The sequence below is a fragment of the Sphingomonas prati genome, from assembly GCF_014643515.1.
In the GTDB taxonomy this organism is placed as follows: domain Bacteria; phylum Pseudomonadota; class Alphaproteobacteria; order Sphingomonadales; family Sphingomonadaceae; genus Sphingomonas_R; species Sphingomonas_R prati.
This window is the reverse complement of sequence record NZ_BMJP01000001.1, coordinates 1,402,143-1,422,919: the sequence shown is the minus strand read 5'-3', so window position 1 is coordinate 1,422,919 and position 20,777 is coordinate 1,402,143. Positions and strand designations below refer to the sequence as shown.

Below are 20,777 nucleotides of genomic sequence, written 5' to 3'. Positions count from 1 at the left end.
CGGCAATCGTGGGTAGGCGCGGCCGGCAGGCGGGATGAAGCGCGAGCGGCAGGATCAGCAGGAGGCTGGCCAGCAGCGCGGTCGGCAGATGCGTCATGACCAGCGCGGCATAGGACACCGCAAGCCCGGCGATCCCGCGCTGGTCGCCTGCCCGGCAGACCGCACGGGCGACCAGTGGAAGCAGGGCGAAGGCGGCGAACTCCGCCAGCGCACCGCGGCGGTGGAAGTCGATTAGATGGTAGGGAAGCAGCATGTAGAGCAGGGCGCCGGCGTTCGGCGCCACGCCGTGACCACCCAGCCAGCGCCGCATGGTCAGGCCGCTCGCGGCGTGCAGCAGGATGAAGGTCGCGATCAGCGCCGGGTAGGCGGGCAGGCCGAGCGCCATGACGAACGCCACGGCGTAAAAGGACAGCGGCGCGTAGAAGTAGAAGACGGGCGCGCCGAGCCCGCCGAACGATCCGTCGAGCCACCGTGGATAGACCGTGCCGTTCGCCAGCGCGGCATGGAAGCGCTGCGCCCAGACATAGTCGATCCAGAAACTGTCCTGCACCAGCGGCGCAGACCGGAGCACAGGAACCGCGAGCAGCAGGGCGAGCGCGAACGGCCAGAGCCACAGGATCGGCCGCAGCGGACCGCGGGGGATATCGAGAGGCGCGGTGCGGGGGATCATCGCCGCCCATCCTAGCGGGCGATGGTTAACAAGCCGGTCGGCGGTTCGTTGAGGCGGCGCGCCCACGGTACTCGCTTCGTTCCGTCTGCTTTGCTATCCGTGCGCCATGGCAGACCCGACCGAGATCATCGACACCCCGTTCGACGAGGCGCTGGAGCAGCGCTACCTGGTCTATGCGATGTCGACGATCACGGCGCGGTCGTTGCCGGACGTGCGCGACGGGTTGAAGCCGGTGCATCGCCGGTTGCTGTGGGGGATGCGCCTGTTGCGGCTGGATCCGACCGCGGCGTACCAGAAATGCGCACGCGTCGTCGGCGAGGTGATGGGCAAATATCACCCGCACGGCGACCAGTCGATCTACGACGCGATGGTGCGGTTGGCGCAGACCTTCTCGCTGCGCTACCCGCTGGTCGACGGGCAGGGCAATTTCGGGAATGTCGACGGCGATAACGCCGCGGCGATGCGTTATACCGAAGCGCGGATGACCGCGGCGGCGGCCGAGCTGATGGCCGGGCTGGACGAGGGCACCGTCGACTTCAAGCCGAGCTACAACGGCGCGGAGATCGAGCCGGAGGTGTTTCCCGGGCTGTTCCCCAACCTGCTGGCGAACGGCGCGTCGGGCATCGCGGTGGGGATGGCGACGTCGATCCCGCCGCATAACGTGGCCGAGCTGATCGATGCGGCGCTGATCCTGATCGATGCGCCGGAGACGGAGGCGGCGGCACTGGTCGATCCGGTCGACGGACCGGTGCGCGGGCCTGATTTTCCGACGGGCGGCGTGCTGGTCGACAGTGCGGCGGCGATCCGTGAGGCCTATGCCACCGGGCGCGGAGGGTTCCGGATCCGCGCGCGGTGGGAGCTGGTGGAGCCGGCGGACAAGCGCACGGCCTATGCGATCATCGTCCACGAGATCCCGTATCAGGTCCAGAAATCGCGGCTGATCGAGCAGATCGCGGACCTGATCAACGAGAAGAAGCTGCCGATCCTGGAGGATGTCCGCGACGAGAGCGACGAGACGATCCGGCTGGTGCTGGCGCCGCGCGACCGGAAGGTCGATCCGCAGATGCTGATGGACAGCCTGTTCCGCATGACGGACCTGGAGGTGCGGATTCCGCTCAACCTCAACGTGCTGGACGCGAACCGGACGCCGGGGGTGATGAACCTGGCGCAGGCGCTGAATGCCTGGCTTGAGCACCAGTTCGTCGTGCTGCGCCGCCGGTCCGAGCACCGGTTGCAGAAGATCGACGACCGGATCGAGCTGCTCGAAGGCTATTTGATCGCGTATCTCAACCTGGACCGCGTGATCCAGATCATCCGGACCGAGGACGAGCCGAAACCGGTGATGCTGGCGGAGTTCGAGGGGCTGACCGACCGGCAGGCGGAGGCGATCCTGAACATGCGGCTGCGCTCGCTGCGCCGGCTGGAGGAGATGGAGATCGTGCGCGAGCGCGACGGGCTGGCGAAGGAACGCGCCGGGCTGGTCGCGCTGATGGACGATCCGAAGAAGCAGCGCGCGCGGATGAAGAAGGACCTCGGCAAGCTGCGCGAGCGGTATGGGCCGGAGACGGCGCTGGGCGCGCGGCGGACGACATTGGTCGAGTCGGGGCCGGCGCGCGAGATCCCGCTGGAGGCGATGATCGAGCGCGAGCCGATCACGGTCATCCTGTCCGAACGCGGCTGGATCCGTGGGATGAGCGGGCACCGCGACCTGGCGGCGGCCGATACGCTGAAGTTCAAGGAGGGCGACGGGCCGGCGTTCGCGTTTCACGCGCACACGACCGACCGGCTGTTGCTGGTGTCGGATAACGGGCGATTCTATACGCTGGCGGCGGACAAGCTGCCGAGCGGGCGGGGGTTCGGGGAGCCGGTGCGGCTGCTGATCGATGTCGAGGGTGAGGCGGCGCTGCTGGCGATGTTCCCGGCCCGGCCCGAGGGGCGGCTGTTGCTGGCGAGCGGCGACGGGCGCGGGTTCATCGCGCGGATGGCGGAGGTGGTGGCCGAGACGCGCAAGGGGCGGCAGGTGGTCAATGTACGGCCGGGATCGAAGCTGCGCGTCGTGCGGGCGGTCGACCCCGCCGACGATTATGTCGCGGTGATCGGCGAGAACCGCAAGCTTGTGGTGTTCCCGATCGCCGAACTGCCCGAACTGGCGCGCGGGGCGGGGGTGCAGTTGCAGCGATACCGTGACGGCGGGTTGTCCGACGCGATCACGCTGGCGTTCGACCGGGGGCTGAGCTGGACGATGGGCGGCGACAGCGGGCGGACGCGGACCGAGACGGACCTGAGCGCATGGCGGACCGCGCGCGGGGCGGGCGGGCGGATGCCGCCCAATGGGTTCCCGCGCGACAACAAGTTCGAGGAGCGCCGCGGTGACGCTACGGCACCAAACCCTGCGAACCGACCAATGAAGAATTAACCATTGGGCGGCTAGGTCGGGTCGACCATGCTGGGCCAGCCCGACATTCGCGACGATTCGCAACCGGTGGATGCCGTGCCGCCCGAGCCGGGACTTGGACTTGGACCGAAAGTGATCGCCGCGATCGGCAGCGTGCGGCAATCCTATCTGGACGCGCTGCCGATCCCGACCGCGATCGTGTCGGTTCGCGACGGCGCGATGACGGTGCTGCACTATAACGAACGCTATGCCGTCAGCATGCGCGTGCCGTCCGACGGTCTGCTCGACAAGCCGGACATGGCGACCGCGGTGTGCCGGTTCGCGGCCGAAACCGACGCGATCGAGGAATTCGACTGGATCGATGGCGACGAGATCGACGGACAGCACTATCGCGTGCGGCTTGCGCGCCTGTCGCGGCTGGATCCGGGCGCCGAGCGGGTGATGGTGTCTGCACTCGATCGAACGGCGGAAGTGCAGACTCAGCGATCGCTGCGTGCGGAGATGACGCATGACAGCCTGACCGGACTGCCGAACCGCACCGCATTCGCCGACGCGATGGCCGATGCGATTGAGGCCGGGGGTACTGCGCCGGACGCGCGCAGCGGCGCCGGGCTGGCCGTGCTGATCGTCGATCTGGCGCGGTTCAGTCGGGTGAACCAGTGCCTGGGGTCAGCGGTCGGCGACGAACTGATCGTCACGGTCGCCCGGCGGCTGGTCGGCACGGTGCGCAGCGGCGACATGCTGGCGCGGATCGGTGGTAATGAATTCGCGATCCTGATGCGGCTGGCCGACGTTGCCGACGACGCCGTGGTGGCGGCACACCGTATCCAGGCCGCGCTGGCGACGCCGTTCCGGCTGTCCGAGATGGAGATTCGCGTGGATTGCGCGATCGGCTGCGCAATGCCCGACGAGCGCGGATCGTTGGCGACCGACCTGTTCCGCAATGCGCAGTTCGCGGTGAAACAGGCGAAACAGACCGGGCGGATCGAACTGTTCCAGGCGCGCGAGGTGAACGCGGTCCGGCGGCGGTTCAGCCTGGAAACCGAATTGCGTCGTGCGATCGAGAATGACCGGCTGACGCTGGCGTACCAGCCGCTGATCGACCTGCGCACCGGCGCGGTGAGCGGGTTCGAGGCGCTGGCCCGCTGGCACGACCCGCAGCGCGGGCCGATCGAACCGGGCGAGTTCATTCCGGTGGCCGAGGAGTCGGGGCTGATCCTGCCGCTCGGCCGCTGGGCGATCGAGGCCGCGGCGCGGACGCTGGTGGCGTGGGACCGGACGGCGGGGCGCAAGCTGCCCGTGCAGGTGTGCGTCAATCTGTCTGCCGTGCAGATTCAGCGCGACGATGTGTCAGCGACCGTCGAGGCGGTGCAGGCGGCGCATGATGTCGCGGGCCGGATGAAGCTTGAGCTGACCGAAAGCTGCATCGTGGCGGATCCGGAACGCGCGGTCCGGGTGCTGCACGCGTTGCAGGAACAGGATGTGCGGATCGCGATCGACGATTTCGGAACGGGCTATTCCTCGCTCGCCTATCTGCAGAAGCTGCCGATCGACGAGCTGAAGATCGACCGCAGTTTCATCACGCCGATGCTGCGCGACCGTGATTCGCTGGCGATCGTGCGCGCGGTGCTGAGCCTGGCGGCCGCGCTGGGAATGAGCACGACGGCCGAGGGAGTCGAGACGGTGGAGCTGGGCCAGACGCTGGGGGCGCTGGGCTGCACGCGCGGGCAGGGCTGGTATTATGCGCGTCCCCTGACGCCCGAGGCGGCCTATGCCTATTGGCTGGCGCGCAGGCACAACAGCTAGCGGTCGGTTTTGGCCCGTTCCACGGCGGCGCGCGCGATGTCGGCGACGCGGTCCGGCGGGAAGCCGGCGTCGGACCAGCTCCGTTCGATCTGGTGCAGCGTGCGCGCGACGAGCGGGCCGGGGGCAAGGCCCATCGCGATGAGGTCGCCGCCGCTGATCCCGAGGACGGGGCGTTCCCAGCCGTCGAGTGCCGCGACGTCGCCGCCGGTCAGCAGCAGCCGGTCGATCGCGGGTTCCAGCCGGACGCGGTAGGCGAGCGCGGCCGGGGACTCCACTGGATCACGCGTGGCGGCGAGCTTGAGACGCAGGACCTGTTGCTTCGACAGTTTCAGTCGCTGGCCCACGCCCTCGGCTTTCGCAGGGTCGACCGGGAGTAAAGCGGCCAGCCGGCGGAGACCGTCGGGTGGGATGTTGGCCGCTGCCTCCGCCGCGACCAGCGCGGACAGCCGGGGTAGTGCGGCGGCATCGATTTCGGGCAGGACGGGCACGAACAGGCCGCCGGAGATCATGAGGTCCACGGTCGCTGTCGGATCGGGCAAGGCGAGGAGCTTCAGCAGTTCGACGGCGATCCGTTCGCGAGACAGGGCCATCAGGTCGTTGGCGCGCGCGGAACAGGCGGCGAAGGAGGCCGGGTCGGGCGCGCCGCGGCCGAAGCGGGCGTGGAAGCGGAAGAAGCGCAGGATGCGGAGATGATCCTCCGCAATGCGGATTAGTGGATCGCCGATGAACCGCACGAGGCCCTGGTCGAGATCGGCCAGCCCGCCGAAATAGTCGTGGACGACGCCGGAGACAGGATCGGCGGACAGCGCGTTGATCGTGAAGTCGCGCCGGGCGGCGTCGGCGCGCCAGTCGTCGGTGAACGCGACCTGCGCATGGCGGCCGTCGGTCGAGACGTCGTGGCGCAACGTGGTGATCTCGACCGGCTGGGGGCCGAGCATCGCGGTGACGGTGCCGTGCGCGACGCCCGACGGCGTGGTCCAGTAGCGCAGATCGGCCGCGTCGAGCCGGGCGGTGACCGCATCGGGCGCGTGCACGGTGGCGAGGTCGATATCCTGCGGCGACAGGCCGAGCAGCGTGTCGCGGACCCAGCCGCCGACATAGCGCGCGCTGTCCGGCCCGAGTGCGGCGAACAACGCGGTGACCAGCGCGGGATCGACGCCGACGGGCGGCAGCGTGACGTGCGTCGCGATCATTCGGCCAGCCTGCGTGCGAGGTTGACGATCATCGCGGCGGTGGCGCCCCAGATGCGGTTGTCGTCCCAGGTCATTTCGTAGATCGTCCGTTCGCGGCCGCGCCAGATCATGGTGCGCGGCGTATGGTTTTCGGGGGCCAGCAGGAAGGCGAGCGGGACCTCGAACAATTTCGCGACCTCCGCCTCCTGCGGCACCAGCGGCAAGTCGGGCGGGACGACCGCGACGACGGGCGTGACGTCGTATCCGGTGACGGTGCGGTAGCGGTCCGCGATCCCCACGACGTCGGCGAGATGACGGGGCAGACCGATCTCCTCCTCCGCCTCGCGCAGCGCGGCCGCGACCGGCCCGTCGTCGCCAGGATCGATCCGCCCGCCGGGAAGGGCGACCTGGCCGGCATGGGCGCGCAACGTCTCGGTCCGGCGGGTGAGCAGGACGCCGGGTTCCGCCCGGTCGGTGATCGCGAACAGCACTGCGGCCGGTGTGCCGCGCATATCCTCGACGCCGTCGATGTCGTCGCCGGGCAGGAAGACGGTGCCGCGCGCATCGCCCGCCGCCATCCGCACGCGCAACCGCGCCGCCAGCGTCATGCCGCGGGCGTCATCGGGAAGAAGCAGCCGGCGCTCCACAGGCCGGGGGGGGCGTCGTCGTCCGCGGTCGCGATGACGGCGAGCTCGTAATAGACCGGGCGGGCGATGAGCGCGTCGAGCCCGGTGCGGACCGTGAGATAGGGATGCGGGCCGTCCGCGCGATCGACGAAGTGGAGCGGGTGATCCGCGTCAGCGATCACGACATCGCCGGTGTTGAGCCGGAAGGCGAGCGTGGTGTCGGGGCCCTCACCGGCGACCTTGACCTCGACCGCGACGAACGGCGCGTCCTCAACCGCGATGTCGAGTTTCTCGGCGGGGGTGACCAGCACGTAGCCACCGTCCGGTTCGCGGCGCAGGATGCCGGCGAACAGCCGGACCATCGCGGGGCGGTTGATCGGTGCGCCCTCATGATACCAGGTGCCGTCGCGCGCGATCCGCATCGCACTGTCACCGCAGCGGGCCGGGTTCCAGCTGTCGACCGGCGCCAGTTTGCGGTCGGCGACCAGTTGCGCGATCTGCGCGAGCGACAGGGTGCTCAGGTCGGACGGGGGCGCGGGGGCGGGCATCGCCGCGATCTACGGCAAGTCTGGCGGCGACGCAAAGGCCGGGCCGATCATCCCGCGCGCGGGCAGCGCCTTGGTCGACAGCGGCAGGACGAGCAGGCGGTGACGCTCGAAAGGGCCGGGCAGGTCCCAGCCCTGGGTCGGCTCCGCGACGAAGCCAAAGCGGCCATAATAGCCGGGGTCGCCGATCAGGACGGGCGGCGGCGCGTGACCATCGACGATCGCGTGGATCGCGGCGCGGGTGAGCCGCTTGCCGAGGCCGCCCGCCTGGTGCGCCGGATCCACTGCGACCGGCCCGAGCAGGGTGAGCGGGGTAACGGTGCCGTCATCGCCGAACAGTGCGACGGGCCAACATTGCACGGAACCGACCAGCCGGTCGTCCTGGACCACCGCAAAAGACTGCGCCGGGAGCCAGTCCACGCCGTTGCGCAGACGGTAGGCCGTGCGGCCGTGGCGGTCCGGGCCGAATGCCGTGTCGAGCAAAGCCTCGACCGCGGCCGGATCGACCAGCCGGAGCGGGAGCAGCGCGGTGGCGGCGACGGGCGGAGCGGTGGACAGTGCGGGAGACCTTGGCAAGGATACGGGATGCGCGGCTATACTGGCGGGCGTCGCATGAACAAAGTCGATGCGGCTGAAGGGGTGAGTGAAGCCATGACATCGGAATTCGGGACGCCGCGGACGGCCATCGTCACGGGCGGCGCGCGGCGGATCGGGGCGGCGCTGGTTCGCGCTTTGCATGCCGATGGCTGGCATCTGCTGCTGCATTGCCATGCGTCGGAGGCGGACGGGGTGGCACTGGCCGGGGAGCTTGGCGAGCGCGTGACGGTGGTGGCCGCGGACCTGGCCGAGGCGGACGTGGCGGAGCGGGTGATGGCGGCGCTCGACGGGTTGCCGCCGCTCGGGCTGCTGGTGAACAACGCGTCGCGCTTCTCCTATGACAGCCTCACCGATTTCACGGTGGCGGACTGGGACACGCATCATGCGATCAACCTGCGGGCGCCGGCGTTGCTGATCCAGGCATTCGCCGCAGCAGTGCCTGAGGGGGCGGGCGGGCTGATCGTCAATATCCTCGATGCCAAGCTCGCTCAGCCTAACCCGGACTTCTTCTCCTATACCGTGTCGAAGATGGGGCTGGCCGGGCTGACCGAACTGGCGGCGCGGGCGCTGGCCGGGCGGGGCATCCGGGTGTGCGGGATCGCGCCGTCGATCACCCTGGTGTCGGGGGCGCAGACGCGCGACAATTTCGACGCGGTTCACCGGATGAACGCGCTGCGCCGCGGTGTGGTGGTGGACGACATCGTCGCCGCGCTGCGCTATCTGGTCGCGACGCCGGTGATGACCGGCCAGACGATCACGCTCGACGCGGGGCAGCGTTTCCTGGCGTTGCCGCGCGACGTGCAATATATGGACGCTTCATGACCGACAGCCTGTTGCAGACCCCATCGATAGACGGCCTCGTGCCCACCGCGCTCGCCCCCAAGACGCACCGGATTTTCCTGACCGACTACGACCTGCCGGTCGACATCGGGTTCCACGATTTCGAGATCGGGACGCCGCAGCGGATCCTGGTGTCGGTCGAGGTGTGGGTCACCGCCGCGGCGTTCGCGCTGGACGATACCGCCGAGTCGGCGTGGAACTATGATTTCCTGCGCACCGAGATCGGCCGGCTGGCGCGTGCGCGGCGGTTCAACCTGCAGGAGACGCTCGTCACCGCGATCTACGACCTCATTGCGGCGCGGGCGGGTGTGACGGGCCTGCGCGTCTCGGCGCGCAAGCCCGACATCTATCCCGATTGCGCCGGGGTAGGTGTCGAAGTGTCGTCCTTCTGACGACCTAGCGGCAGGGACCGAGCCCGGCGCGGACGACGGCATAGTCGGCGCGGGCGGCGGCATTGTCCTCCGGTGACAACGCGGCGGTGGCCGCATCGGGCAGTGCGGCGGGCAGCCCGCAGGCGAGCCGGTACCAGAGCAGCGTATCGCGCGCCGGTGCCGCGGCGGTTTCATCGACGATATCGGACAGCGAGACCGCCCAGCGCGGCTGCTCGCCGGGGCGGCGCAGGACGCTCAGCGACACCGGCTTCGCGCTGGCGGTGGTGAGGAAGATCTGCGTCTCGCTCTCGCCCGGCAGCGATCCGGGGACGTGGAATGCACTCGAGATGCCGGTGATGCTCGGCGGCGCATCGGGCGCGACGAGCGCGGTGGCCAGCGTGCGGAGGCGTTGTTCGGTGGCGGGTGTCCAGTCGAGCTGCGCGTCCTGGCCGACCAGCTGCAGTTCGGCCGGGCGGCCTGCGACCGGGCTGGCGAGGAGCAGCACGCGCTGACCCTTCGGCTTGGGCGGGCGGCCGCGCGCGTCGGACGGCAAATCGACCAGATATGTGACACGCGCGGGCAGGCCGCCCTTGCCGCGAAGCAGGGTGACGAGGTCCGCCTCGACGAAGAAACGCGAGGCGCCAGGGGCGACACCGGGGGCTTCGGCGGGTTTCAGGCGGACCGCGCGGCGAATCTCCACCCCGGCGATGACAGGTGCGCGAACAGCCATATCGGCGAGCGCCGCGAAGCCCGGACCGCTATTTACCGCTACGGCGGGCGTGGGTTGCGCCTGCGACGCCAGCGGGGCGCAGAGCAGCACGGCCAGCGGTGTCATAAGCGAAGTGTTGGAAATACTGGACTTTTTCACGGTCTTGTCGCCTTCAGCTGCGCATTGTTCGCCGCGCCACCATGGCCGCAGCGTAGGCGCCTGTCGAACTCCGACAAATGGTTTGACGCCGCAACGAGTGTCGCGATACAAAGTCTTAATACGTCAACAAACGCCGAATAAGTATGGCGGATGTAGGGCGAACGGGTGGCCTTGTGCTGTCCCGCGTCGCATGGGAGTTCCAGGGGCACCGAGCGTGTCGGTCGAAGGAGAGACCTTGGTTAATGGCATACGCTGATTCCCAAACCATGAGCACGCGGAAGCTGGTTTCGATTGGCTTCGTTATCGTGCTCCATGTGTTGCTCGGATACGCCTTCATGAACGGCCTCAGTTTGAGCGTCATCAAGGCGAAGGTCGAGGATCTGAAGACGTTCAACGTCGAAGAGCCGCCGCCCCCGCCCGAGCCGCCGCCCCCACCGCCGCCGGAAACGCCTCAGGTCGTTCCGCCGCCTCAGGTCGTGTCGCCGCCGCCGATCGTGCGGACCCCGGTCGTCACGCCGCCGCAGGTTGCTGTGGTCCGGGTTGCTCCGCCGCCCACGATCACGACGGTCGCTCCGCGCATCCAGGCACCGGTCGCTCCGGCTCCGGCTCCGGCCGTTGCACCGGTCGCGTCCAAGGCGGCTGCGGCACGGGGTAATCCGGGTTCGTGGGTTACGGCCGACGACTATCCGCCGTCCTCGATCCGTAATGCGGAGCAGGGCACGTCGGGTCTGACGTTCGACGTGAACGCCCAGGGTCGGATCGAAAATTGCCGCGTGACCTCCTCCAGCGGTTCGAGTGCGCTCGACGATACGGCTTGCCGGCTCGTCACCCGGCGCGGTCGGTATTCGCCGGCACTGGATCAGGCGGGCAACCCGATTGCGGGTGGCACCAAGACGCTGCGCTTTACCTGGCGTCTGCCGGAAGAGTGATCTGACTTTCCTTCGGGCGGCGTGAAGCTCGCGTCGCCCAGACCCATCAATCGCATATCCCTATTCGTGAAGGACCACCCATCATGGCAACTCCGACCGCCGCTGCTGCGGAAAACCAATTCGGCCTGATGGCCGCGCTCGAACAGGGCGGCACCATTGCTTGGACCGTGTTCATCATCCTCGTGGTCATGTCCGCCGCCAGCTGGTACATCCTGTTCACCAAGCTGTTCGAGCAGCAGAAGATCCTGAACCAGGCGAAGCGCATGCGCACGTCGTTCTGGGGCACGCCGTCGATCCGCGAAGGCGCCAATAAGCTCGAGAAGAACTCGGCCTATCGTCAGATCGCTGATGACGGCCTGCGTGCACAGGACGAGCATACCAAGCTGACCGACCCGGTTGATCAGCATGAATGGCTCGGTTCGTCGCTCGGTCGCAGCCAGGCCGCGATCAACTCGAAGCTGGGTAACGGTCTCGCCGTCCTCGCGACGGTCGGTTCGACCTCGCCGTTCATCGGCCTGTTCGGTACCGTGATCGGCATCTACCGCGCACTGATCAAGATCGGCGCGTCGGGTCAGGCATCGATCGACGCCGTTGCCGGCCCGGTGGGTGAGGCACTGATCATGACCGCCCTCGGTTTGGCCGTCGCGGTTCCAGCCGTGCTTGCCTACAACTGGCTGATCCGTCGCAACAAGGTGATCGCCGAGCAGCTCGGGTCGTTCTCGACCGATCTTCACGGGTACATGGTGTCGAACGGCGCGCTGAAGCCGGCAATCGCTTCGGCTCGCACCGCCCCGGTCGCTCCGGTTAAGACCGGCACGGCCACCATCACCAAATCCTGATCCCGAGGATACGACCCCGTCCCCTTCGCCGGTGCCAAGTGGCGCGGCGGCGGGGCGGGACCCTTCGGGCGGCGACATGCCGGCCATGACCCAGCTGATAGGATAATAGCCCATGGCCATGAGTGCAGGCCCAACCGAAGACGGCGCACCGCTGTCGGACATCAACACCACCCCGCTCGTGGACGTGATGCTGGTGCTCCTCATCATCTTCCTGATCACCGTCCCCGCGGCGATCCAGAGCATTCCGGTGCAGTTGCCCAAGGTCGTGTTCGAACCGACCGTGACGAAGCCCGAGAATGTGTCGCTGTCGATCCGCGGGAGCGGTGACAACTGTGAGATCTACTGGGGTAAGACCCAGGTCAACGCGCAGGAACTGATCGACCGTGCGGTCGTGAAGCTGAAAGCGGAAATCGACAAGCAGGGTGGCCCGAACGCTGCCGGCCTCGAGCTTCCCGAGGCGCACATCCGCGGTGACAGCAACACGCCTTACCGCTGCATCGGCGGCGCGATCTACCAGATGCAGCGTGCGGGTTTTGCCCGTGTCGGCTTCATCTCCGAACCGGCGCCCGGAACGGCACGCCCGCCGCGGCTGTAACCAGGCCGTTGAACGAACCAGTCCAGGAGTAAATTCGATGGCAATGGCCGCAGGCACCGCCGAAGGCGAGCCCATGATGGACGTTAACACCACGCCGTTGATCGACGTGATGTTGGTGTTGCTCATAATGTTCATCATCACCATCCCGATCCAGACGCACGCCGTGAAGCTGGATCTGCCGCAGGACTCGAATGATTCGACCCCGCCGCCGATCAACCCGGTCAAGAACAAGATCGTGATCACGCCGACCGGGCAGACGCTTTGGAACGGCGCGCCGCTCGATCTGGTGACGCTGCGTCAGTATCTGGACCAGACCCAGACGATGTCGCCGATCCCCGAGCTTCATCTCCAGCCCGACCCGCAGGCGAAGTACGCACTGGTCGACGAAGTGCTCGCAGTTACCAAGCGCGCCAAGGTCGAGAAGATGGGTTTCGTGGGGAACGAGGCTTATTCGAACTTCTGAGTTCCGACACGTGATCAATCTCAAGGCGGGCCGAAAGGTCCGCCTTTTTCTGTTGCGGCAGCGCTGGACCAAGGGCTGCCGTTCGATAAAAATTGAACTTTGGAGACTTCGAGCTTTCGAACAGCCGACCCGTGGGTGAATTGGCGTACATCTGCTGGACGCCAAGGACGCGAGGACGGGAGGATCCCGCTCGATGGTTCGAGTGATGTTTCCAATGAAGGATGCAACGGTTCGCACGCGGAGCGGCGTCAAACAACTGGCGCCTAAGTGTCACCGGTCTACATTTGCCTCTGACCGTGCCGCGGCGCGGCACGGTCAAAGGGGCTATGGTCAGGCCGCGGCGATCGAGCGTTCGATGTCGGCGGTGTCGTGACCGGTGAGGTCCTTGGAGATCTCGCCCAGCAATATGGCGCTCAGCGTCTTGTGGTAGTGCTTGCGTAGTTCGCCGAGTGTGCGGGGCGCGGCGATCACGATCAGCTTCTGCACTTTGTGGTCGAGGACCTGCTTGTTCAGCAGCGCCGCGATGCCGGCGGCAAAGGCGTCTTCGTTCTGCTGGCTGTCAGATGGGTTCGCCGAACTGCTCTGATGGCGGCCGCCCGAACCCATATTGTCGTCGTCGACCTTAACCTTCGGCAGACCGGTGAGGCTCGGGCTGCCGGCGTCGCCGTCGTTCCGGAAAAGGCGCAGCGTTTCGCCGTCCGCGACTGCGACCATGGTGCCCTTGGGAATATCCATCCTGATGTCCTCTGATGGTTGTGGAAGCCGCCTCAACGACCCACCGGCCGGTTCGGGCTCGTATCAACCGTCGCTGCTGGTCGGCCGGAGCACGGGCATCCTTTCGCCCGAATAGGCCGGCCGGCCTCCTGTTCCCCGGTGACGACTGAAGACTGGCCGGAGCCGACAATCGACGATGCGGTACTGTCCGCCCTCGCTACACTGTGATTTGAGGATAGGCAGCGCTTTCGCGCAAACTTGAAGCGCTGCGGAACCCCGGTCTGTGATGTCGTTGATCAAAGCCGGTCCAGAATGCACCCGAGTGCACAACCAATATGTCGCGAGCAAAGCGATCGTAGATCATCGTACAAGGGCAGCGTGGGACAATCACGTCGCTGCTCCATCATCACCCTGCGCGAAAAGCGGGCCAGGCTTTGCGGCGGATCGGCACATCGGTGTTGCATGGAAGCCGCGGTTGGCACCGTTACGCGGCGTGACGGAACCCTGTACGGCGCGGCGGGGGGTGTGGTAGCGCCGACGGCAGCAAAGTCGGGGGAACCGCGCTGCAGGCGTCCGATCCAGATCGGTGCGCAGGGCGGTGTTGCGGTTCGCGAGGGGGGGATGATGGAACACTGGCTGGAAAGCCTGGGGCAGGCGCTGTCCGGTGCGCTCGGTCCGCATGGGCCGGCGACGACGGCGATGGTGCAAAGCTATGCGCCGGGTGATTTCAGCATTCATTTCTTTCTGCAGCTGGCGGTGATCCTGGTCGCGTGCCGGGTCGTCGGATGGCTGGGGCAGCGGTTGCTCGGCCAGCCGCAGGTGGTGGGGGAAATGATCGCGGGCGTCGTGCTCGGGCCGTCGCTGCTCGGGTTGCTGGCGCCGGATGTGCAGGCGGCGATCTTCCCGGCGGCGACGCGCAACATTCTGTATAGCGGGGCGCAGCTGGGCGTCGGGCTTTACATGTTCCTGGTCGGCACCACGCTGCGTATCGATCATTTCCGCGCCAAGGCGAAGAGCGCGGTGGTGGTGTCGATAGCCGGGATCGCGGCGCCGTTCGCGATTGCCGTGCTGATCGCGCCGTGGCTGATGGGGGTGCCGGGGCTGTTCGCGGTCGGCATTTCGCAGTTCAACGCGTCGCTGTTCCTGGGGGCGTGCATCGCGCTGACCGCGTTTCCGATGCTGGCGCGGATCATCAACGAGCGCGGGCTGGCGGGGTCATCGCTCGGCACGTTGTCGCTGACTGCGGGCGCGTTCGACGACGCTGTTTCCTGGTGCGTGCTGGCGATCGTGCTGGCGACGTTCGGCGGTGGGCCGGGCGTGGCGATCCTGGCGATCGGTGGCGGTATCCTGTGGACGCTGGTCGTGCTGATCGTGGGCCCACGGCTGTTCGCGCCGCTGGGGCGGCAGGTGGAGCTCGAGGGGCAGTTGAGCCATGGCAGCCTGGCGCTGGTGCTGATCGCGTTTTGCGTGTCGGCGTTCGTGATGGACGCGATCGGCATTCACGCGATCTTCGGCGGGTTCATCATGGGTGTGGTGATGCCGCGCGGGCTGCTCGCGACGGAGGTGAAGCGGCTGGTGGAACCGGTAGCGGTCGTGCTGCTGCTGCCGATGTTCTTCACCTATTCCGGCCTGAATACGCGGATGGACATGGTCAATTCGGGGCCGCTGCTGCTGATCGCGATTGGCATCCTGGTCGCGTCTATCCTGGCGAAGGGGGGCGCATGTTATCTCGCGGCGCGCCTGACCGGGGAGGATCACCGGACCGCCATCGGGATCGGCGCGCTGATGAACTCGCGCGGGCTGATGGAGCTGATCATCATCAACATCGGGCTGCAGAAGGGGATCATCGGGCCGACATTGTTCGCGATGCTGGTGCTGATGGCGATCGTGACGACGATGATGGCGTCGCCGATGCTCAAGCTGTTCTACGATCGGCCGGAACCGGCGCTCTAATTACGCGTCAGGCCGCGGATGGTGCTTGCCATGGTCGGGGTGGCGGGGCGATGATGCGGCGAAGGCGCGAACCAAGCGCCACGTGCAGGGGGATGAGACCGATGACGCTGCTGGAAACCAATCGTCGCGAGATGTTGCTGGGAATCGGCGCGGGGGCCGCGTTGTCGGTGGGCAGCGCCGCGGTGGCGCAGGCCGGCGGCGGTGGGCGGAAGCTCGGCTATGCGATCGTCGGGCTGGGCAGCTATGCCACGAAGCAGATCATGCCGCGCTTCAAGGAATGCACGTCGTCGCAGTTGGTCGCGCTGGTCAGCGGGACGCCGGAGAAACTGACGCGTTATGCCGCGGAGTACGGCGTGCCGGCCGCGAACTGCTACAGCTACAAGGATTTCGACCGGATCCGCGACAATCCGGCGATCGACATCGTCTACATCGTGCTGCCCAACAGCATGCATGCTGAATACAGCATCCGCGCGGCGCGGGCGGGCAAGCATGTGATGTGCGAGAAGCCGATGGCGGTGAGTGTGGCCGAGTGCGAGGCGATGATCGCCGCGTCGCGCAAGGCGAACCGCAAGCTGATGATCGGATATCGCAGCCGGTTCGAGCCGTATAACCGCGAGGCGATCGCGCTGGCCCGCGGCGGCCATGTCGGGCCGACGAAGATCATCAACGCGGAACATGGGTTCACCGCAAAGCCGGACCAGTGGCGGCTGGACCGCGCCATGTCGGGCGGCGGGTCGCTGATGGATATCGGGATCTACAGCCTGAACGCGGCGCGCTACCTGACGGGTGAGGAGCCGATGACGGTGACCGCGGTGGAGTCGACCGACAAGAGCGATCCGCGATTCAAGACCGTCGAGGACCGGATCGATTTCATGCTGAAGTTCCCGTCGGGGATCATCGCGAACTGCGTTTCGAGCTACAACTCGAACCACAACCGCTACCGCATCGTCGGGCCGAACGGCTACATCGATGCGGAACCGGCCACGGCCTATGAGGGTCAGCGCATGACGATCCGCAAGGGTGACGCCACCATGCCGCGCGTGCTGCCCGCCGGGCAGAAGTCGCAGTTTGCGGGGCAGCTCGATCATCTGTCGGAATGCGTGTTGGCCGATCGCCAGCCGATCGTGGCGGGCGAGGAGGGGCTGGCGGACATGCGCGTGATCGAGGCGATCTACCGATCCGCGCGCGAGGGCCGGACCGTGCGGATGGACCGGGCATGACGTCGATGTGGTCGCGGCGGGCGCTGTGCGGGGCGGCGCTGGCGGTGCCGTTCGCGGGGCCGGCGCTGGGGCAGGCTGCGAAGCCGGATCGCGTGCTGCGCGTGACGGGGGGTGTGCGGCGGTTCGCGCCGGGGCTGGATGCGGTGATCGATGCCAAGGCGCCGGTCGAGGTGCTGGGCGAGGGCTATCGCTGGGCCGAGGGGCCGGTGTGGGTGCCGCAGCGCAACTGGCTGCTGTTCGCGGACGTGCCGGGCAACACGGTGTGGCGCTGGCGCGAGGGGGCGGGGATCGACCGGTTCCTGAAGCCGTCCGGGCTGGCCGAACCGGTACCGGCCGCATTCAACGAAGCAGGGCTGAACGGAATGGCGCTGGACGCCGCCGGGCGGCTGATCGCGGCGGACAGCGGGACGCGCGCGGTCGTGCGGGTCGACCTCTACACGAAGCGCAAGACGATCCTGGCGACGGGCTATCAGGGCAAGCGGTTCAACAGCCCCAATACGGTGGCGGTGGCGCAGAACGGCGCGATCTTCTTCACCGATCCGCCTTACGGGTTGAAGGAGCAGGACACGTCGCCGTTGCGCGAACTGACGTTCCAGGGGCTGTTCCGGCTCGATCCGGACGGCAGCGTGCATCTGCTCGATGCGCGGCAGCGGCGGCCGAACGGGCTGGGCCTGTCGCCGGACGGGCGGACGCTCTACCTCGCGCTGTCGGACGAGACGATGCCGCAGGTGCTGGCCTATCCGCTCGATGCGCGCGGCGACGTGGGGCCGGCGCGGGTGTTCCGGGACATGCGGCCGGAGCAGGCGGCGGGCGGCAGCGGATTGCCGGACGGGATCGCCGTGGATCGCGCCGGGCGGCTGTTCGCCACCGGGCCGGGCGGGGTGCATGTGCTGACGCCGAGCGGGGATCTGCTCGGCATCATCGCGACGGGCAAGACGATCGCGAACTGCTGCTTCGGCGGTCCGGATGGGCGGACGTTGTTCATGACGTCGAGCGACATGCTGGCGCGGGTGCGGACGCGGACTGCGGGATTGTAGCCGCGCGGACCGATCCGCGTTTGCCGGGGCGGTGCGGCGTGCTAGCCTTGGTATCAGCAGTGGGCGGCGGTCTGTCTAACAACGATAACGATACGCCAGGGGTAGGGTGACATGGGGAAGATCTTGAAGCGCACGGTAACGTTGCGTCCGATGCGGACTGCGGTCGGGGTCGCGGCCTTGTGCGGCGTGGTCGCGGCGGGCGCGGCTTCGGCACAGGGCCCGGCAGGCGTGGCCCATTCGGCGGAGTGGCCGGCGCAGGCGTCGCCGATCGCGCTCGATCCCGCGATGGAGGCGAAGATCACCGCGCTGATGGCGCGGATGTCGCTGGAGCAGAAGGTCGGCCAGGTGGTGCAGGGCGACATCGCGTCGACCACGCCGGCGGACCTGAAGAAATATCATCTCGGGTCGGTATTCAACGGCGGCAATTCCGATCCGGGCGGGCGGTACAATGCGCCTGCGGCGGACTGGCTGAAGCTGGCCGACGACTATTGGGATGCGTCGATCAGCGACGATCCGAAGCTGCCGCGGATTCCGTCGATCTGGGGGATCGATGCGGTGCATGGCCATTCGAACGTGGTCGGCGCGACGCTGTTTCCGCACAATATCGGGCTGGGCGCGATGCGCGACCCGGCGATCATGCGGCAGATCGGCGCGATCACCGCGATCGAGATGCGCGTGACGGGCATCGACTGGACGTTCGCGCCGACCATCGCGGTGGTGCGCGACGATCGCTGGGGACGGACCTATGAAGGGTTCGGCGAGACGGCGGAGATCGCGACGGGCTATGCCGGGCCGCTGGTCGAGGGGTTGCAGGGCAAGATCGGCGACCGAGACTGGTTGAAGGGGCCGCATATCATCGCAACCGCCAAGCATTTCCTGGGTGACGGCGGGACGGCCGGCGGCAAGGATCAGGGCGATGCGCAGATGAGCGAGGCGCAGCTGCGATCGCTGTTCGCGCCGCCATATTATGCCGCGCTGAAGGCCGGCGTGCAGTCGGTGATGGCCAGCTTCTCGAGCTGGAACGGCGTGAAGATGACGGGCAATCGCAGCCTGCTGACCGGTGTGCTTAAGGAGCGGATGGGCTTCGACGGGTTCGTGGTGGGCGACTGGAACGCCCATGGGCAGGTCGAGGGGTGCACCAACACGCGCTGTCCGCAGGCGCTGGCCGCCGGGCTGGACGTGTATATGGCGCCGGACAGCTGGAAGGGGATCTGGGAGTCCACGCTGGCGGGGGTGAAGGCCGGGACGATCCCGATGAACCAGCTGGACGATGCAGTCCGGCGGTTGCTGCGCGTGAAATATCGGGCGGGGATTTTCGATACGGTCAAGCCGTCGGCGCGGCCGCTGGCGGGGCGTTACGCCTTGCTAGGCGCGCCGGCCCACCGCGCGGTGGCGCGGGCGGCGGTGGCGGAATCACTGGTGCTGCTGAAGAATAGCGGGTCGGTGCTGCCGTTGAAGCCGGGGATGCGCATCCTGGTGGCGGGCGACGCGGCGGACGATGTCGCGCGGCAGGCGGGCGGTTGGACGCTGTCGTGGCAGGGGACGGGTACGAAGCCGACCGATTTTCCGAACGCGACGAGCATCTGGCGCGGGATCGCGGCGCAGGTGCAGGATGCGCGCGGGACGGCGACTTTGTCCGTCGACGGCAAGTACGAGACGAAGCCCGATGCGGCGATCGTGGTGTTCGGCGAGACGCCCTATGCGGAGTTCCAGGGCGACAAGCCCGACGTGGCGTTCGACGATACGGCCGACAATCTGGCGACGATGCAGCGCCTGCGCGCGGCGGGTATCCCGGTGGTGGCGGTGTTCCTGTCGGGCCGGCCGCTGTGGGTGAACCCGTATCTGAATGCGTCCGACGCGTTCGTCGCGGCGTGGCTGCCGGGGTCCGAGGGGGCGGGCGTCGCGGACGTGCTGTTCGGGGCGAAGCCGTTCCGGGGCAAGTTGCCCTATAGCTGGCCGGCGCGCTCGGACCAGACGCCGCTCAACGTGGGCGATGCGAATTATGCGCCGCTGTTTGCTTATGGATATGGGCTGACGGCGCGTGACAAGGGGGCGCTGGGGCCGTTGTCCGAGGTCCGCGCTGGGGCAGGGGGCAATCGCAACCTGCTGTTCGCGCGGGGCAAGGTGACCAACGGGCGGCGGTTGCTGCTCGGGTCCGGCACCACGCTGGCCGCCAATCCGGGGCCGGAACTGATCAGCCAGCGCGCGGCGGACCGCGTGGCGCAGGAGGATGCGGTGCAGATCGCATGGACCGGGCGCGGTGCGGCGAGCGCGGTGCTTGACGGCGATCCGGTCGACCTGACGCGCGAGGCGAATGGCGACGTCGCGCTGATCGTGGACGTGAAGGTGGATGCGGGGCCTGCGGGTCCGGTGACGCTGGGTGGGCGGAACGTGACGAATCGGCTGCGCGCGATCGCCAAGGCCGGTGGCTGGGGGCAGGTGGCGGTGCCGTTGCGCTGTCTGGTGGGCGCGGATCTGGCGAAGGTGCGGCAGCCGTTCGTGATGACCACGGCGGGGGCGCTGACGGTGACCGTGTCGCGGGTGCAGTTCGGGTCGGCTTCCGGGGGGTTGGTGGATTGTCGGTGAGGGGTGGTTGAAAGACCAACCCCCGTGCTGAGTAGAGACCGAGTAGCGCCGTTTGGCGCGTAACGAGGGCTCGTATCGAAGCACGGCCTCGCGGGCGGGGCTGATCCTTCGATACGGGTCTTCGACTTCGCTCAGTCCCTACTCAGGACGAACGGTTGGGGGTGGGCCGACAGGCTGACAGCCCTGCTCACGATGAACGGGCCGCTCAAACCCTCCATGCTGAGCGACGGTGAAGCACTTTCTCCGGAGGTCAGCCCAGGGGTGCTGTCGGCTTTTCGACTTCGCTCGAAGGGGCCCTCAACTTCGCTCGGGATGGGCGTGTCGGTGTTCGTGCGTCGGCGTTGTGGGTTGAGGCACGTTATATGCGAGCTTGGCTATCGCCCAGTAACGATAGGCCAGTGTCGCCCTGAAGCATAACAGCTCTTGTTTGTTTCCACCCCACCCCCGTTTGGTTCGAGCCTGTCGAGAACGCCGCGCGGGGTTCTCGACAGGCTCGAACTGAACGGGGTGGGGCGGGTGACCGGGTAAAATCATCCTACCCTGGGACCGCG

General features: G+C 67.7%; 18 protein-coding genes. 12 read left to right on the top strand and 6 right to left on the bottom strand.

The window, feature by feature from the left end:
• The first annotated feature begins 776 nt into the window (after positions 1-776).
• Both parC and IEX50_RS06515 read left to right on the top strand, forming a co-directional pair.
• Entirely contained in the window at positions 777-3,086 is a 2,310-nt protein-coding gene (gene parC / locus IEX50_RS06520) for a DNA topoisomerase IV subunit A (RefSeq protein ID WP_157175108.1), read from the top strand.
• Positions 3,087-3,113: 27 nt separating this feature from the next.
• Positions 3,114-4,871 carry a putative bifunctional diguanylate cyclase/phosphodiesterase gene (locus IEX50_RS06515; RefSeq protein ID WP_157175109.1) on the top strand — a complete coding sequence of 586 codons (1,758 nt, stop codon included), beginning with the start codon at positions 3,114-3,116 and terminating at the stop codon, positions 4,869-4,871.
• Here the strand turns inward: IEX50_RS06515 and IEX50_RS06510 are convergent.
• The 4 genes from IEX50_RS06510 to IEX50_RS06495 are packed head-to-tail and all read right to left on the bottom strand — an operon-like array spanning position 4,868 to position 7,790.
• On the bottom strand, positions 4,868-6,064 hold the full coding sequence (locus IEX50_RS06510) for a CCA tRNA nucleotidyltransferase (RefSeq protein WP_157175110.1): 1,197 nt from the start codon (positions 6,062-6,064) through the stop codon (positions 4,868-4,870). The two genes, IEX50_RS06515 and IEX50_RS06510, sit on opposite strands and share 4 nt — an antisense overlap.
• On the bottom strand, positions 6,061-6,651 hold the full coding sequence (locus IEX50_RS06505; protein WP_157175111.1) for a CoA pyrophosphatase: 591 nt from the start codon (positions 6,649-6,651) through the stop codon (positions 6,061-6,063). The genes IEX50_RS06510 and IEX50_RS06505 overlap by 4 nt, the downstream gene beginning before the upstream one ends.
• Complete coding sequence (locus IEX50_RS06500; RefSeq protein ID WP_157175112.1) at positions 6,648-7,217, bottom strand: DUF1285 domain-containing protein; 570 nt, start codon at positions 7,215-7,217, stop codon at positions 6,648-6,650. Before IEX50_RS06500 ends, IEX50_RS06505 begins: the two co-directional genes overlap by 4 nt.
• Before the next feature lie 9 nt (positions 7,218-7,226).
• Positions 7,227-7,790: a GNAT family N-acetyltransferase gene (locus IEX50_RS06495; RefSeq protein ID WP_229673696.1), complete on the bottom strand. Its 564-nt coding sequence runs from the start codon at positions 7,788-7,790 to the stop codon at positions 7,227-7,229.
• A gap of 75 nt (positions 7,791-7,865) precedes the next feature.
• Between IEX50_RS06495 and IEX50_RS06490 the strand changes: the two genes are divergently transcribed.
• Entirely contained in the window at positions 7,866-8,633 is a 768-nt protein-coding gene (locus IEX50_RS06490; RefSeq protein WP_157175114.1) for an SDR family NAD(P)-dependent oxidoreductase, read from the top strand.
• Positions 8,630-9,043, top strand: a complete 414-nt coding sequence (locus IEX50_RS06485) for a dihydroneopterin aldolase (RefSeq protein ID WP_157175115.1) — start codon at positions 8,630-8,632, stop codon at positions 9,041-9,043. Before IEX50_RS06490 ends, IEX50_RS06485 begins: the two co-directional genes overlap by 4 nt.
• A 4-nt stretch (positions 9,044-9,047) precedes the next feature.
• Here IEX50_RS06485 and IEX50_RS06480 read toward each other — a convergent pair whose 3' ends face one another.
• The gene (locus tag IEX50_RS06480) at positions 9,048-9,890 is read right to left on the bottom strand and encodes a hypothetical protein (protein ID WP_229673694.1); all 843 of its coding nucleotides are present in this window, start codon (positions 9,888-9,890) and stop codon (positions 9,048-9,050) included.
• A gap of 266 nt (positions 9,891-10,156) precedes the next feature.
• Here IEX50_RS06480 and IEX50_RS06475 point away from each other — a divergent pair, with 266 nt between their 5' ends.
• From IEX50_RS06475 to IEX50_RS06460, 4 genes are all read left to right on the top strand, one after another.
• Positions 10,157-10,819: an energy transducer TonB gene (locus IEX50_RS06475; protein ID WP_229673692.1), complete on the top strand. Its 663-nt coding sequence runs from the start codon at positions 10,157-10,159 to the stop codon at positions 10,817-10,819.
• An 83-nt stretch (positions 10,820-10,902) separates the two neighbouring features.
• Complete coding sequence (locus tag IEX50_RS06470; RefSeq protein WP_157175118.1) at positions 10,903-11,658, top strand: MotA/TolQ/ExbB proton channel family protein; 756 nt, start codon at positions 10,903-10,905, stop codon at positions 11,656-11,658.
• Between the two features lie 112 nt (positions 11,659-11,770).
• Entirely contained in the window at positions 11,771-12,253 is a 483-nt protein-coding gene (locus IEX50_RS06465) for an ExbD/TolR family protein (RefSeq protein ID WP_157175119.1), read from the top strand.
• 37 nt (positions 12,254-12,290) lie between these two features.
• Positions 12,291-12,716 (top strand): ExbD/TolR family protein, encoded by a 426-nt coding sequence (locus IEX50_RS06460; RefSeq protein WP_157175120.1) that lies wholly within the window; start codon positions 12,291-12,293, stop codon positions 12,714-12,716.
• 330 nt (positions 12,717-13,046) lie between these two features.
• Here IEX50_RS06460 and IEX50_RS06455 read toward each other — a convergent pair whose 3' ends face one another.
• Positions 13,047-13,451: a host attachment family protein gene (locus tag IEX50_RS06455; RefSeq protein ID WP_157175121.1), complete on the bottom strand. Its 405-nt coding sequence runs from the start codon at positions 13,449-13,451 to the stop codon at positions 13,047-13,049.
• Between the two features lie 603 nt (positions 13,452-14,054).
• Here IEX50_RS06455 and IEX50_RS06450 point away from each other — a divergent pair.
• The 4 genes from IEX50_RS06450 (at position 14,055) to IEX50_RS06435 (ending at position 20,226) form a co-directional block, all read left to right on the top strand.
• A complete protein-coding gene (locus IEX50_RS06450) occupies positions 14,055-15,383 on the top strand; it encodes a cation:proton antiporter (protein WP_198350624.1) in 1,329 nt (442 codons plus the stop codon).
• 110 nt (positions 15,384-15,493) lie between these two features.
• A complete protein-coding gene (locus tag IEX50_RS06445; protein ID WP_229673797.1) occupies positions 15,494-16,603 on the top strand; it encodes a Gfo/Idh/MocA family protein in 1,110 nt (369 codons plus the stop codon).
• Positions 16,600-17,640, top strand: a complete 1,041-nt coding sequence (locus IEX50_RS06440; protein ID WP_268237754.1) for an SMP-30/gluconolactonase/LRE family protein — start codon at positions 16,600-16,602, stop codon at positions 17,638-17,640. Before IEX50_RS06445 ends, IEX50_RS06440 begins: the two co-directional genes overlap by 4 nt.
• Positions 17,641-17,751: 111 nt before the next feature.
• Positions 17,752-20,226, top strand: coding sequence for a glycoside hydrolase family 3 protein (locus IEX50_RS06435; RefSeq protein WP_157175123.1), 2,475 nt, complete (start codon positions 17,752-17,754; stop codon positions 20,224-20,226).
• The last annotated feature ends 551 nt before the right edge of the window (positions 20,227-20,777 follow it).